Origin of the sequence: Micromonospora matsumotoense (genome assembly GCF_900091525.1) — a bacterium.
In the GTDB taxonomy this organism is placed as follows: Bacteria; Actinomycetota; Actinomycetes; order Mycobacteriales; family Micromonosporaceae; genus Micromonospora; species Micromonospora matsumotoensis.
The window spans coordinates 1-13,791 of sequence record NZ_FMCU01000024.1 but is presented as its reverse complement, the minus strand read 5'-3'; the positions used below and the strand labels follow the sequence as shown (position 1 = coordinate 13,791).

The window sequence follows — 13,791 nt, the reverse complement described above, 5'->3', positions numbered from 1 at the left end:
GGGCGATCGGGTGGAGCTTCTCGTACCCGACTGGGGTGGCAGGTCGCGCGCGTCCCGGCCAGGGCCCGGTCGGGCCCTGGCCGGGACTGTCCGGTCAGCCGATCCGGCCGGCGCGCTGCCGGCGGGTCAGCAGGACGAGGACGATGCCGAGGAGAGCGAGCACCGCCCCGACGGCCAGCGGCGTGGTGGCGGCGTCACCGGTCACCGGCAGTATCCGCGAGACGTAGCGGAAGGTGAGTCCGTTGGAGGTGCCACCGTCGGTGCTCACCACGACCGTGGTGTTTCCGGCTGGGCAGGGCGGCGTGCGGAAGGTCAACGAGCGACCGTCCGTTGCCACGGTGACCTGGCTGGCCGGGATGGTCCTGCCGCAGACGGTGACCGTGGTGCTGCCCGGCACGAACCCGGAGCCACCGACCGTCACGGTCGTGCCGCCATCGGTCGGCCCCTGCCCGGGGGTGACGGTGTCGATGCGCGGTGGGGCGGGTTCGTAGCTGAACCCGTCTGGTTCGGTGACGTCGTCACCGGGCAACTGGACGGTGACGTCCACCGGGCCGGGCAGGCCGGGTGGGGTGACCACGGTCAGTGAGGTGCCGTCGGGATTCACGACGAGGTTGGTGCCCGGCGTGTTGCCGAAGTTCACGCCGGTGACGCCGGTCAGGCCGGTGCCGGTGATGGTCACCGTGGTGCCGCCGGTGGTCGGTCCGGTGTCCGGCACGATGGAGGTGATCGTCGGCGCGAGGTACGTGAAGGGTGGCGCAGCGGCGGTGCCCGCGGGGAACACCAGTCGCACGTCTGCGGGTCCGGCGGTGTTCGGCGGTGTCACCACGGTGATCGTGGTGCCGGCCGGGTTGACGGTGAAGCCGGTCCCGGGCACGCCGTCGAAGGTCACTCCGGTTGCTCCGGTGAGACCGGTTCCGGTGATGGTGACCGTGGTGCCACCCGAGGTCGGCCCGCTCGTCGGGGTCAGCCCGGTCGCGTTGGCGGCGCTGCCGTCGGCGAGGTACGTGTAGGTCAGCGGCGCGGCCGTGCCGCTGCCGGTGCTCACGACGACCACCGCCGGGCCGACCGCGCCGGGCGGGGTGACCGCCGTCAGCGACGTGCCGCCCGGGTTGACCGTGACGTTGGTGGCCGGCACCCCGTCGAAGGTGACGCCGGTGTCCCCGGGGACGAGGCCGGTGCCGGTGATCGTCACCGTCTGGCCGCCCGACTGCGGGCCCACGTCAGGCGTTATCGACGAGGCGGTGGGAGACGCTGCCACGTACGTGAACCCGTTTGGTGTGGTCACGTTCGCGCCGGGGACGAGCACGGTGACGTCCACCGGACCGACCTGCCCGGGCGGCGTGACCACGGTCAGCGAGGTGCCGCTCGGGTCGACGACGACATTGGTGCCCGGCGTGTCGTCGAAGGTCACTCCGGTCGCCCCGGTGAAGCCGGTGCCGGTGATCGTCACCGTCGTGCCGCCGGTGGTCGGGCCGGTGTCCGGCACGATCGAGGTGATCGTCGGCGCGACGTAGGTGAACGTCGGCGCGGTCACCCGACCGCCCGGGAAGACCAGCTCGACCACGGCCGGTCCCGCCGGGTTCGGTGGGGTGACGACGGTGATCGTGGTGCCGGCCGGGTTGACGGTGAACCCGGTGCCGGGCAGGCCGTTGAAGTCCACGCCGGCCGCCCCGGTGAAGCCGGTGCCGGTGATCGTCACCGTGGTGCCACCGACGGTCGGCCCGGAGGTGGGCGTGAGGTTGGTGATCGTGGCCGCGCTGCCGTCGGCCAGGTACGTGTAGCCCAGCGGAGCAGCCGTGCCGTTCACCGTGCTGACCACGACCTCCGCGGGACCGATCGCGCCGGGTGGGGTGACCGCCGTCAGAGAGGCACCCCCCGGTGCCACGGTGACACCGGTCGCGGGCACGCCGTCGAAGGTGACCGTGGTGCCGTCCGGGATGAAGCCCGTGCCGGTGATGGTGACCGTCTGGCCGCCCGACTGCGGGCCCTCGTCGGGGGTGATCGTCGCGGTGGTCGGTGCCGCCTGTGGACGCTCGCAGATGGCCTCGGCCACGATCACGGTGCCGACGGGAATGGTGGTCGGGACACCGAGGATGGTGCCCGACAGGGTGAGGGCGGCCCGCACGGTGATCGCGGTGGCACCGGTGGCGGTGGTCGTCTCGACGCGGGTCAACGAGGCGTTCAGGCTCGCACCTACCAAGCCCGGCACCACCACTGCTGCGCTGCCCACGACGGCGGGGGTGTTCGCCGTCAGCGTCACCGCCGAGCCGAACAGCTCCAGCCCGACGAGCGTGGTGTCCGCACTGGTGGCGCCGACCTGCGGGCAGATCGCGGTGGCGGTGGCCTCCGCAACGTCCAGCACGTCGATGCCGAGCACGGTCAGGTTGAGACCGTTGACAGTGGCGGACGCCGACGACGCGCCGGCCGCCCGGGTGGCGGTGACCTCCCCGACGGTGCCGCTGGCGGTCACTCCGAGCGCCCCCGGCACCGACACGGCCAGCAGCGTCTCGGTGTCGGTGCCACCGGCGGCCGGCGCGGTGGCGGTACCGATGGTGGCGTCGGCGGTGATCACCGCTATACCGGCCACCTCGGCGGACAGGTCGACGACGACACCGCGCGCGCTCGCGTCGCCCGGTGCCGCCCGTGCCGGCGTCCCCAATCCCAGGGTTGCCAGGCTGGCGACCAGCATCGCCGTGGACGCGCTTGTGGTTCTTCGCAGGACAGACCTCACCAATTTCCCCCGTTCAGACGGAATGACGGATCCCGCTCCGTAGGGCAGCAGCCGTCATCAACTGAACGAGGATGAATCGGACAAGTTACTCAAAAAGGAATTTACCCCCGTCGGCGGTGGGGCTGATCCTCGGCCGCCCGCAGCCTGGGCCGATCCGTCCTCGGTCACCGTGCGACGGAGGTGACGGGCGGGCCGCCGGTTGCCCGCCGAGGTACACCGTGCCGGTGGTCCGCTGCCGGCCGAGCCGTGCGCGCTGGCCCGGCAGTTCTGGGGCATGCCGGGCGAGCGCGAGGGGGTGACCGTCGGCGCGACACAGATCGGCGTGGTGGTCCGGCCCGGAGCCGACGACCGGTGCGACAGTGGGCGACGGCGGCGTCCGGACTTCGGAATTGGGCGGATTCAACCGGTCGGTGTGCAGCACGCAGCCGGCCACGTCACCACGGCGGGCTACAGGGTTGTGCAGGACGTTGACGGCCAGCCTCGACTTCATGCGTGCGTCGATACCATCGCCGCATACCGCCAACGAATTGACGACTCAGCACACTAACGACCTCGTGCAGCTCCATCTCCGTCACGGGCTGACCCACGACGTGATCGCGGCCTGGCTCGGGGTGCACCGCTCGACGATCAGCCGCAGCATCACCGAGATCCGGCCGCTACTGGCCGAACGCGGCTGCGGGATACACGACGGCATCCGATCCGGACCCTCTCCGACGTGGTGGCCCACCTCGGACACCACCCGCAGGCGTTGATGGACGCCACCGAAGTGCGGGTACGCCGTCCGATCGCGGGCCGAGCAGGCTAGAACCGTGTCCGGCAAGGCCCGACTGAACACGATGAAGGCCCTGGTGATCGGTGATCCGCTCGGCCGCCTGCTGTTCTGCGGCGAGACACGCCCCGGGTCGATGCACGACATCACCCAGGCCCGCACCGCCGGTCTGGTCGACCTTCTCCTGAACGCGCCGTTGGACGTACAGATCCTCGCCGACGCCGGCTACCAGGGCCTCGGCACCGACACCGGCGGCGCGGTCATCTCCCCCAGAGCCAAGCCCCGCAAACGCCCTACCTCCCTGCCACCGAGTGTCATCGCCCCCCACGAGGCGGCCCGCAAACGGCACTCCTCCCCGCGCATCCGCGTCGAGCACGCCATCGGCCACCTCAAGAACCGGCGAATCCTCGGCCGCTGCCCAGTGGTGTGGAGGCCACGGCAGGATCCGTGCGGCCAGCGGTGGCTCTGTCGGCTGCGGGGGCGGCTGTTCAGTCCATCCTGGACGGTTTTGCAGGGTCACTTCGTGCCTCGCTGGCTTCGTTCGGTGCTCCCGGAGGCGGGCGGTCTCGGGTTGTGGGTGTTGTGTGGTGCAAAGTGGGTCCATGGACGCCGTCGCGAGGTGGACCATCGTCCGCCACGGGCAGAACGTCGCCTTCGCCGACGCCCATGCCCGCGGTGTCGCCGCACACGGGCTCACCGGCCGTGACGTCGACGTCGAGCTGTCGCCGCTGGGCTGGCGGCAGGCCGCCCGACTCGGCCACTGGCTCGCGGCCCAGTCCGCCGACGAGCGTCCCGACCGTGTCCTCTGCTCCCCCTACCTACGGGCCCGGCAGACCTGGGCCCAGGTGGTCGAAAGCGCCGGCTCGCTCGGCGTCCGCTGCCCGCCGGCCGAGGTCGACGTCCGGCTGGGTGACCGGCACATGGGCGATCTGGAGCTGTTGACCCCGCTGATGATCGCCGATCGGCATCCCGCCGAGACGGCCCGGCTCGCCGCCGACGGCCCCTACGCCTACCGGCCGCCGGACGGTGAGACGTACGACGACGTCGCCGGCCGGGTCCGCGCGGTCCTGGCCGACCTGAACAGCCACCACGCCGGCCGCCGGGTGTGGGTGGTGGCCCATGACGCCGTGCTCGTCGCCGTCCGTCGCGTCCTCGAAGGGCTGTCGTTCGCCGACCTCGACGCGACCCTCGCCACCACCCCGGTCACCAACACCTCCCTCACCCGCTACACCCGTACCCGGGGCCATCTCGACCTCGTCAGGTTCGCCGCCACCCCTCACCTGACCACGGAACAGCACCGCCACGGACGGGAGCGCCATCGCGGGGCGACCTCAACAGCCCGTGCCCAGCGCGGAGAGCGAGCCTCCCCGGTCGACCTGGATCAGGGCGCGGCCTGCTCGGACGCTCAAACCCCACGCCCGAGCAGGTGCCACGATGGCCGACTACCCGTCGGCGAGGGTGAGGTGGCGGTGCCAGCCGGTCCAGGAGCGTCGCGCAGTCGTCGAGCCCGGGGGCGGTCTCGGGTTCGCTGTGGTCGTGCTCGACGCGCCAGCGGCTCTTGGCCAGGCAGCCCAACTCGGTCAGGGGCGCGCTTCACGCACCCGCTCGAGGCCGAGTTGCGGGCTGGTGACGAGGCGGTAGTCAGCCGACTCCGCATCGGAGAGGGGGTTGCCCCGCACCGGGGTGAAGTCGGGCCCGACGGAGTCCGGTGCACGCACTGACCGCATCTGCGCTCTCACCGCCTCCACCCGCAGTTGGTCCGTGATGACACGGGTGGACGAGTGGGCCGCCTCACGCAGATCGGACAAACCACCGATGATCTCGGCGAAGGAACGGGAGGAAACGCCTTCCTCCGCCTTCCCCGATTGCTCGTCTCCGATCAACCGATCGGAGGTGAGAAAGAAACCGTCCTTCCCGAGATAGCGCTCGTACATGATACTCACCAACGCGAATAGGCGCATGTACGCGCGACGGTAGGCGAATTCGAAGAACCTCAGGGCCTCCGTTTCGCTGACCTCGCCACGGTCCATCGAAGCAACACACGCGGCTGCGGTCAACGCACTGTAGAGCGCGAGGTGCACGCCGGTGGACAGGAGCGGATCCAGAAAACACGCCGCGTCGCCCACGATCGCGTAGCCTGGGCCACAGAACTGGTCTGCGATGTACGAGTAATCGGTCTCGACCCTCGTACCACCAAGGAACTCTGCCCCCGCGGTCAGGCCCGCCACGGTCGGCGAGACCGCGACAAGGTGCCGGTACAGTTCATCCGACGACGGGTGCTCGCGACGGTCACGCGCGAAGGCGTCCTTGGTGGTGACGTAACCGATACTCATTCGCCCACCGGCCATCGGGATAACCCAGTACCAACCCTCCGGCGAAGAGATGATATTGATACCTCCGGTCGGCGTTTCGGGCAGCAACCTGGCGCCGGTCCAGTAGCCCCAGACGCCGACATTCCGTAGGTTACTCAGGGGTTCACGGTTGCCGAAGTGCCGGGCGCTGAGAAGCCCGTTACGCCCGGTGGCATCGATCAGAAAGTCGAAATCATCGACAGTGGACGACTCACCGTCGTCCCGGAAGCACTCCACGGCCACCGGCCTGCCGTCGGCGAACTGAACCGACCGACCGGTGACGCCGGTGGTGACGCTGACGCCGTTCTGGCGGGCGTGCTCCAGCAGCAGCGTGTCGAACTCGCTCCGATCCACCTGCCATGACTGCACGCCGGACTGCATGTGCCAATCAAACGTCCACTGGTCGTCATCCCAGTGGATGACACCTCCGTTCTTTTTCACGAAACCATAGTCATCGAGGATTTTCGACACACCGATCACGTCCAGCACCACCCGGCACGACGGCGTGAGCGACTCACCCACGTGGTATCGCGGAAAATGGGCGCTCTCGATGAGCTGCACGTCGAGCCCGGCCTGGGCCATCGCCGTTGCCGCAGTGCTCCCGGCCGGACCACCGCCGATGACGAGAACCTTCATGTCGTTGCCACCTTGCCGTTCCGGCCGTAGCCAAGGGGATGGGTCCGCCGACGATGTGACGACGACTTTCCTGAAGTCGAGCCGCGGCTCGACCAGCCGTACCAGTCCAGAGCTGCCGCTCGCGCAGATGACGGCGAGGACGCAGGCGCAGGCCGTCCGCCCTGGCGGCAAACCCGTACCGACGGATGTGCGCCAGATGTGGCGCACTCGATGACGAACGAAGCAGCACAGGCGACCCCCGTCCTCGTACGGCAACGATAGACGATCGTACATGAAAGAGGTATCGATCACCGCTTCGCTTCACCCACCATCCGAGATTCGCAAGGCGTCCCAGGCCCGCCTGCTCGCCCGATCCCGCAGGGACGGAATGTGTCGGCCTTACCAAATTCGGCAAACGGGGGTCAAGATATTGAACGGGCGGCGACAACCGCTTATCCGAGCACCCGGCCGCACACCCTGGCGGATGGACACCACATCTCGTCCGTCGGCCGGAGCCGGTTGGATGTCCCGCAGCACGACCTGGCCGGTGCTGAGGACCGAGTTCGAGGATCTGGTGACAACAGCCTGGACTGGGTCGACCGCCCCGGCCATCCGGATGCTGCCCACCACGACCGGATACGCCGAGGTTGCCACCGGGCTGCCCCACGACGAAGGATCTCCTGGTACAGGTCCTGGCCGTCTGCGGCGTGGACGCCCCGGACACGCTCGCGCCCGGGCTCCCCGGGTGGCGCCGGGCCCGCGCGACAGCGGCCCGACGGTCGACCGGGCCGGAGCCCTACCGAGGGCTGGTCCGGTCGTGCCGCACCGACTTCCCGGTAGTAAGCGCCCGGCCGCCCGGGAACGGTACCGACCCGCTGCCAGCCCCACCCCTCATAGAGCGCATGAGGAGCGGTCGCGGCAGGGTTGGCCGACAGCGTGGCGCGTTCCTCGCGTCGTCCTCTCAGGAACGAATCGTGCAGGCCGCGCCCGATCCCCCGTCCCTGCCATGCCTTGCGTACCTCGATCTCGGCCAGGACCACCGCGCGTTCACCACCCCGCTCGTCGGTGAACTCCTCCGGAGCCGGCTGAAGCCCGGCGACCCAGTCCCGGTCCTGCCGCAGGCTGTACCCGAAGACGAACCCCACCAGCTCATCCCCCGCCCGCGCGGTGACCAGCTCGTAGTTCCGCGCACCCAACGCCGCCGAGGCCCGGCCCCGAAACGCCCCACCCTTCCCCGTGCCACGGGGAACTACGCTGAGCAAGCACCGATGACTCTCGCCGGTCTTTAGCGCCGTGCCGGGCTATTCAGGACCTTTCCTGAAGGCAACCGTCACCCTGGTCCGTGCCGCCGCCGTAGCCTCGTCGAGCTGCCGGCGCAGTTCTGCGGCCTCGTCGACCCGGCCCAGTCCGTCGAGGACATTGGCGAGAGTCTGGTAGGCGGCGAAAAGCCGCTCGGCGAACACGGCCGGCAGCTGTTCGGTCAGACGCTCGTAGATGTTGACCGCCTCAGTGACCGCTTCCAGGGCCTCGGTGAAGTTGGTCTGCATGTTCACACACATTCGCCCGTACGCCAACGACGACGATGCGAGGTCGGGCAGGTAGGCGGCGGGGTTAGCCTGGACCAATCGGCGGTAGATACCGGTAGCTTCCTCGTTGAAGGCCAGCGCCTCCTCCCGCCGACCCAACTCGGACTTTCCGGTTACGCGACGCTCGTAGCCTGCGATGAGCGCCTTGCGCCCCCGCTCGCTGAGCAATGTGTGTGGATGGCCAGCCGTGAGCCGTCGCCGGACCGGGCAAGTCTGCATACCCACGGGAACAGCGTCGATTTCGCTAAGGATTGGGGTGGGGGTTGTCGCGGCCGAGCACCCTATTGCGCCCACAGGATGCCGGATCGCGTGTCCCACACCGTGACCTGCTCTTGCATGGCGGTGGCGACCAGATCACCGTGTGGCGAAAATGCGATCGACATGCAGCCGGCGTCTCCGAGTCTTAGCGGCGGAATTGCTTCTTCCGCTTCTCCCCGGCGTGGTGAGTGGTGTGGAATTCCGGCTACCGGTTCGGTACGTTCACCCATCGCTGCCATCGCCCAGGCATGATCGGTGCCGCGAAGAGCCTCGCTCATTCCCGGTGACGAGGTCGTGCCGTGCTACGCCTGATCACCAGCTCAGGAACGAGCAGTTGCCGCCGAGATGTCGGAGGGTCTCCGGCCGGGTCCAGTTGGGACAGCAGGAGCCCCAGGCTGAGCCGACCCAGCTCGGCGAAGTCTTGGCGCACGGTGGTCAGCGGCGGAAGATAGTGCGCGCCGTCGAGCACCCCGTCGAAACCCACCACGCTGACATCCTCGGGGACCCGTCGACCGGCCTCGTGCAGGGCCCGCAGCACGCCGAGGGCCAACTGGTCGCTGGCGCAGAAGACGGCCGTCACGCACGGGTCGGCTGCCAGCCGCCCACCCTGCTCGTACCCCGCCCGCGCACTCCAGTTCCCCGACATGACGGGAGGAATCGGCCGGCCGGCGTCCTGCAACGTCTCGCGCCAGCCCCGGAGCCGCTCACCGGCCTCAGGCCAGTCGTCCGGCCCGGCCACGTGGTGGACGGTGCGGTGTCCCAGCTCGATCAGGTGCCGGCTGGCCAGGCGCGCGCCCGCGACGTTGTCGATCCGGGTACTCGGCACCGCGTCGCTGCTGCCCCCGCCCACGGTCACGCAGGCCACCGTGGGCGGGGCCTCAGTCAGCGCGTCGGACATCGCCGTCTTGGGCGCGATGGTGATGATCCCCTCGACCGACTGCTGGCAGAGCCGGTCCACCGCGTCGAGCACCGACCGGCGGTCCAAGTGGCGGGCGCTGGCGACGCTCACCGAGTAACCCGCCGCCCGTGCCGCGCTCTCGATCGCGAACAGCATCGAGATCGGCCCGAACAACGAACTCTCGCAGCCGATGATCCCCACCGTGCCGGACCGCCGTGTGACCAGCGCGCGGGCAAGGAGATTCCGGCGGTAGTGCAACTTCTGCATCGCCTCCAGCACCCGCTGCCGGGTTGCGGCCGCGACATGCGGACGCCGGTTGATCACCCGGGAAACCGTCTGGTAGGACACTCCCGCCAGCTCGGCGACGTCACGCATGCTGGGGCCCCTGGGCCACCCGGCCGGTCGGATCGAGGCTTCCGACCACGGGGCGCCCCCCACCCGGGGGCCGTTCACCTCGACCACGACCCACCCTCCTCGATCTCGGTCCACCCACGGTCCAGCTCCGGATGATGACCGCCGAGAAGGTGTCGGCGGAGCGCCCGTCGCCCCCGTACCGGCGCGGGCCGGCACCGGGCGACGGGCTCCGGGTCAGACGGGTCGGCGGGTGAAACGTTGGTTCGGGTTGCCGGAGTACGCGTACTGGGAAATGCGGACGCCGTCGGTGGTGGAGTTCTCCCACACGTCCATGGCCAGGCCGGACTGACGGTTGACGAGGCTGATCACGCCGCCGCCGTGGTCGGTGATGCGCCACTGCTGGCTGGCCGCGTTGGAGTCGGGCTGCTGGGTGATGTCGGCGCCGCTGGCGTTGTTGGCCACCTGGAGCACCAGGCCGCTGTGGCGGGCCCTGATGCGGAAGTAGCCGCCGCCGGCGTCGAGGAACTCGAACTGCTGGTTCGACCCACCGTTGCTCGGCCACTGGACGAGGGCGGCCCCGGCTGTGGTGGAGGCGCCGGTGATCTCAGCGACCTTGCCGCTGTGCTGGGCTATCAGGTGGTAGAAGGTGGAGGTGGGCGGCGGCACGGTCGAGCCCGGGACGAACTCCCACCTGGTGGTGGACGACGTCGCGTCGGCGGTGAGGCGGTCACGGGCGGTGGTGTCGCCGTACAGGCTCCACCGCATCCAGTCGATGAAGGTCCGCATGGACAGGGCGTTGCCGAAGAAGTTGCCGTGGTCGCCGCCGAGGAAGGTGAGGAACGCCTTGGGGGCAGGCAGCTCCGCATACGCCTGGCGGGCCGAGGAGTACGGGCAGGTGGGGTCCCGATCGCCGTGGATGAACAGCACGTTGGCACGGACACTGCCGCCCGGGTTGCCCATGTCCACACAGGACATCGGGATCGCGGCCTTGATCCGGGGGTCGGGGAAGGCGGTGAGCATCGCATGGGTGGTCATGCCGCCCATCGAGTGCCCTGACATGCCGACCCCGACAGTGGTGTCGATGTGGCCGGCCAACGGGTCACCCGCAGTGTTGAGGGCAAGGGTCCGGGTGATGGCTTCGGAGTTGTCCCTGGGCAGTTCGCCGTTGTACGTGTCGCCGATGCCGACGCTGGGCACGCTGACGGCGGGCACGATGAAGCCGGCGGCAGCCAGCGGACGGATGACCGACAGGGCACCCTGTGGGGTGCCGCCGAGGCCGTGCTGGTAGGCGCAGACGGGGAAGACGCCCGGGGCGACCGGGGCGTTGGTGACGGGATTACCGCCGGGGGCACCGGTGGCGGGGTAGTACACGAAGGTGGTGATCCGGCGGCTGCCGCGCATCCAGTTGTACTGGCGCACGCCCACGGCGAACGGCGTGGTCGGCGCGGCCCGGAGCGGACGGACCGGGCCGGCGTGCGCCTGCCAGGGACCGAACACGGACCCCGCGCCCACGGTGGCCACTCCGGCGACGCCCAGCCTGAGGAAGTTACGTCTGTACATGGGATTCACTCCTTGCGATGGAGGTGATCAGGGTCGGTGTGTCCTGCTTCCCGGCACCCGTGAACGGACCCACGTGGCGAGCCCCGTCCGGGCACGGATCGGGTGCCGCGCCCCCGGCAGGTCGCCGGGTCCGTGTCCGGCTATCGCCGTCCGGCAGTCGCGGCCGGGTGCCGTCGGCCGTGGCGGCACCGTCGACGTCCGGGCACCTGCCGGCGTCGACCGCGGTCTCCGTGCCGTCGGCGTTGATCCGGAGCTGCTGACCGGGCTGGCCGTCGCGGTCCGGATCTCGACCGGGGTGCGCCCCCGGCCCCCTTCCGCGCCCGGCTCCGAGTGCCGGGGTGGCTGCCCGGACGGTCACCGCCGGAAGCGTGAGACGACTCGGATCGGACGCTCGTGACGCCCTTTCGCCGCACGGTGACGGCGGGAATCGTCATGCTCCTCGGTGTTACCAGTTACTTCTGCAACTTAACAAATAGATAGATTATCGTCAATGTTTATGCTCTACAGCAATTGCCGTCACCCAGCTTATGGCCACCTTGAACCATTCGCCGCAGGCCGAGCGGAGTCCCGGGCGCGTCATATCCGACGTCCCGTGCAGGCAGATCCTGTTCAGCGACGACACGAATGACGACGGGCTGCGCCACCGATACCCGTAGTTGAGCGAGGTGGTCGCCACCCGCGCCCGGAGGGACTGCTGGGCGCGGGTGGCGACCGGGACCTGCGCGTACTATTCGCCGGAGGGTGCGGTCAGCGTCGTGCCCAGCCGTACCGGGGTCCCGAAGTTGGGCGTGCCGTCGGCGTTCCAGGTGAACTTCTGGGCGCGGGTGGAGCGGTTCATGTCGCATCCGCCGGAGGCGGAGTCGTTGGCGTGGTAGACGATCCAGTCCTCGGTGCCGTCCGGTGACTTGAAGAACCCGTTGTGGCCGGGCGCGAACACACCGTTCGCGTCGCTGCGCTGGAACACCGGGGTGGACTTCTTCGTCCAGTGCGCCGGGTTCATCGGGTCGGTGCCGGTGAGGGTGAGCAGCCCGAGCTTGTAGTCCGGACCCCAGCAGGCGGAGGCCGAATAGACGACCATCACCTTGCCGTTGTGGTAGAGCGGCTCGGGTCCCTCATTGACCGCCCCGGTCTGCCGTTCCCAGGACAGCGTCGGCGAGGAGAGCCGCGCACGGGAGCCCTGCAGGGTCCAGGGGTTGGACAGCCGCTGGATGGAGTTGCTCTGCCCGGCACCGTCGCCGCCATAGGTTGCCATCAGGTAGAGGCTGCTGCCCACCTTCAGCACGCTGGCGTCGAGGGACCAGTCGCTGCCGAGGTCGGCCTTGAAGGTGTACGGGCCCATCGGGTCGGTGCCCGCCGATTCGAGGACGTGCAGCCGTTGGGTGGGGTTGTAGTCGGGGACGTTCCGGCCGGCGGTGTAGTAGAAGTACCAGCGGTTGCCGTTCGGGCCGTTGATCAGGTGGAACTCCGGCGCCCACATGTTGCAGCAGCCGTTGGGCCGGCTCGACAGGTTGAAGATGACCTGGTCGGGCGCGGTGGCCAACCCGGCCAGGGTGGTCGACCGGCGCATGGTGATGGTGGAGTTCCAGGTCGTGGTGGCCAGGTAGTAGTAGCCGTTGTGGTACTGCAGCCACGGGTCCGGGCCGTTGCGCTTGATCGGGTTGGTGAAGGTTCGGGTGCCGGGGCCGAGGGCGACGAGCTGCCACTGCTGGTTCGCGCCGTCGAGGTCCTGGTACTGCGAGACCTTGGCACCGTCGGCGGTGGACCACTCCCAGACCTCGAGGGCCTTGCCGCTGATGCGGTTGATCAGCCGGACCTGACCGCCGGCCGAGTCGGCGAGCCGGAACTGCTGGCGGGCGTCGTTGCGGTCGGCGTTCTGCACCAGCTGGACGCCGTCAGCGGTGGTGGGCAGGTCGAGCACCTTGCCGCTGTGCACCGACTGCAGCCGGTACCAGCCACTGCCGGAGTCGAGGAACCGCCACTGCTGCCAGGCACCGTCGTTGCGGGTGTACTGGTTGATGGCGGCACCGTCGGTGGTTGCCAGGTTGTAGACATCGAGGGCCTTGCCGCTGTTGCGGTTGACCAGCACGTAGGACACGTTCGGCTGCACCGTGGCGGCCTCGGCGGCCGGGGTGGCGACCGCCGTGCCCGCCGCGGCGAGCATCGCCACCGCCCCGGTGACCAGGATTCTGCGCATCATCGGATCCCCTTCCCGGTCAGTAGACGAACGGCCAGCCGGCGGTGTCGTAGCCGAGCAGGTTGATGCCCAGCAACGAGGCGCCGTTGTTCGCGTAGTAGTGGTAGGCGAGGACCTCGGCGTCGGTGTCGGTGAACACCGCCTGGTGCCCGGGTCCGTGGATGCTGCCGTGTCCGGCGAGCACCTGGGTGCCGCCGCCTGAGGTCATCGCCACCCCGTTGCGGTCGACGTACGGGCCGGTGATCGAGGTCGACCTGCCCACCATGACCCGGTACGTGCTCGCCGCACCCTGGCAGCACCGGTCGAACGACACCCACAGGTAGTAGTAGTTGCCGTGCCGCACGATCACCGGCGCCTCGATCGCGCCTCCGTTACGTCCCGCGATGCTGCGCACCGTCGTATCCGAGCGTTTCCCGGTGGCCGGGTTGAGCGCCACCATCTTGATGCCCGACCAGAACGACCCGAAACTGAGCCA

Annotated in this window: 8 protein-coding genes and 3 pseudogenes; 3 read left to right on the top strand and 8 right to left on the bottom strand. The window is 69.5% G+C overall.

Going from position 1 to position 13,791, the window contains the following annotated elements; genetic code table 11:
• Window positions 1-94: 94 nt before the first annotated feature.
• Window positions 95-2,689: a beta strand repeat-containing protein gene (locus GA0070216_RS29725; RefSeq protein ID WP_091253037.1), complete on the bottom strand. Its 2,595-nt coding sequence runs from the start codon at window positions 2,687-2,689 to the stop codon at window positions 95-97.
• Between the two features lie 596 nt (window positions 2,690-3,285).
• On the opposite strand from GA0070216_RS29725, the gene GA0070216_RS35885 reads away from it, so the two are divergent.
• The 3 genes and pseudogenes from GA0070216_RS35885 to GA0070216_RS29710 form a co-directional block, all read left to right on the top strand.
• Window positions 3,286-3,483, top strand: a complete 198-nt coding sequence (locus tag GA0070216_RS35885) for a helix-turn-helix domain-containing protein (RefSeq protein WP_245722824.1) — start codon at window positions 3,286-3,288, stop codon at window positions 3,481-3,483.
• A gap of 45 nt (window positions 3,484-3,528) precedes the next feature.
• A pseudogene (locus GA0070216_RS35880) lies at window positions 3,529-4,206 on the top strand (transposase family protein); the annotation flags it as partial.
• A pseudogene (locus GA0070216_RS29710) lies at window positions 4,103-4,708 on the top strand (histidine phosphatase family protein); the annotation flags it as partial. The pseudogenes GA0070216_RS35880 and GA0070216_RS29710, both read left to right, overlap by 104 nt.
• Before the next feature lie 234 nt (window positions 4,709-4,942).
• On the opposite strand, the pseudogene GA0070216_RS35875 reads toward GA0070216_RS29710, so the two are convergent.
• From GA0070216_RS35875 to GA0070216_RS29675, 7 genes and pseudogenes are all read right to left on the bottom strand, one after another.
• A pseudogene (locus GA0070216_RS35875) lies at window positions 4,943-5,087 on the bottom strand (IS701 family transposase); the annotation flags it as partial.
• Entirely contained in the window at window positions 5,081-6,487 is a 1,407-nt protein-coding gene (locus tag GA0070216_RS29705; protein WP_091253033.1) for an NAD(P)/FAD-dependent oxidoreductase, read from the bottom strand. The pseudogene GA0070216_RS35875 and the gene GA0070216_RS29705, both read right to left, overlap by 7 nt.
• A 1,280-nt stretch (window positions 6,488-7,767) precedes the next feature.
• On the bottom strand, window positions 7,768-8,220 hold the full coding sequence (locus GA0070216_RS29695; RefSeq protein ID WP_245722822.1) for a tetratricopeptide repeat protein: 453 nt from the start codon (window positions 8,218-8,220) through the stop codon (window positions 7,768-7,770).
• A 364-nt stretch (window positions 8,221-8,584) separates the two neighbouring features.
• Entirely contained in the window at window positions 8,585-9,583 is a 999-nt protein-coding gene (locus GA0070216_RS29690; protein ID WP_091253129.1) for a LacI family DNA-binding transcriptional regulator, read from the bottom strand.
• Window positions 9,584-9,796: 213 nt separating this feature from the next.
• Window positions 9,797-11,122, bottom strand: coding sequence for an RICIN domain-containing protein (locus GA0070216_RS35870; RefSeq protein ID WP_091253029.1), 1,326 nt, complete (start codon window positions 11,120-11,122; stop codon window positions 9,797-9,799).
• 727 nt (window positions 11,123-11,849) lie between these two features.
• On the bottom strand, window positions 11,850-13,319 hold the full coding sequence (locus GA0070216_RS29680) for a family 43 glycosylhydrolase (RefSeq protein ID WP_425413208.1): 1,470 nt from the start codon (window positions 13,317-13,319) through the stop codon (window positions 11,850-11,852).
• 16 nt (window positions 13,320-13,335) lie between these two features.
• Window positions 13,336-13,791 (bottom strand): arabinan endo-1,5-alpha-L-arabinosidase (locus tag GA0070216_RS29675; RefSeq protein ID WP_141723237.1); only part of this gene is annotated, 456 nt, incomplete at its 5' end.

Bases quoted from the DNA above. Each gene is read 5' to 3' on its own strand.
- GA0070216_RS29725 (WP_091253037.1), bottom strand. From the start codon at position 2,689: ATGCTGGTCGCCAGCCTGGCAACCCTGGGATTGGGGACGCCGGCACGG.
- GA0070216_RS29705 (WP_091253033.1), bottom strand. From the start codon at position 6,487: ATGAAGGTTCTCGTCATCGGCGGTGGTCCGGCCGGGAGCACTGCGGCA.
- GA0070216_RS29690 (WP_091253129.1), bottom strand. From the start codon at position 9,583: ATGCGTGACGTCGCCGAGCTGGCGGGAGTGTCCTACCAGACGGTTTCC.
- GA0070216_RS35870 (WP_091253029.1), bottom strand. From the start codon at position 11,122: ATGTACAGACGTAACTTCCTCAGGCTGGGCGTCGCCGGAGTGGCCACC.
- GA0070216_RS29680 (WP_425413208.1), bottom strand. From the start codon at position 13,319: ATGATGCGCAGAATCCTGGTCACCGGGGCGGTGGCGATGCTCGCCGCG.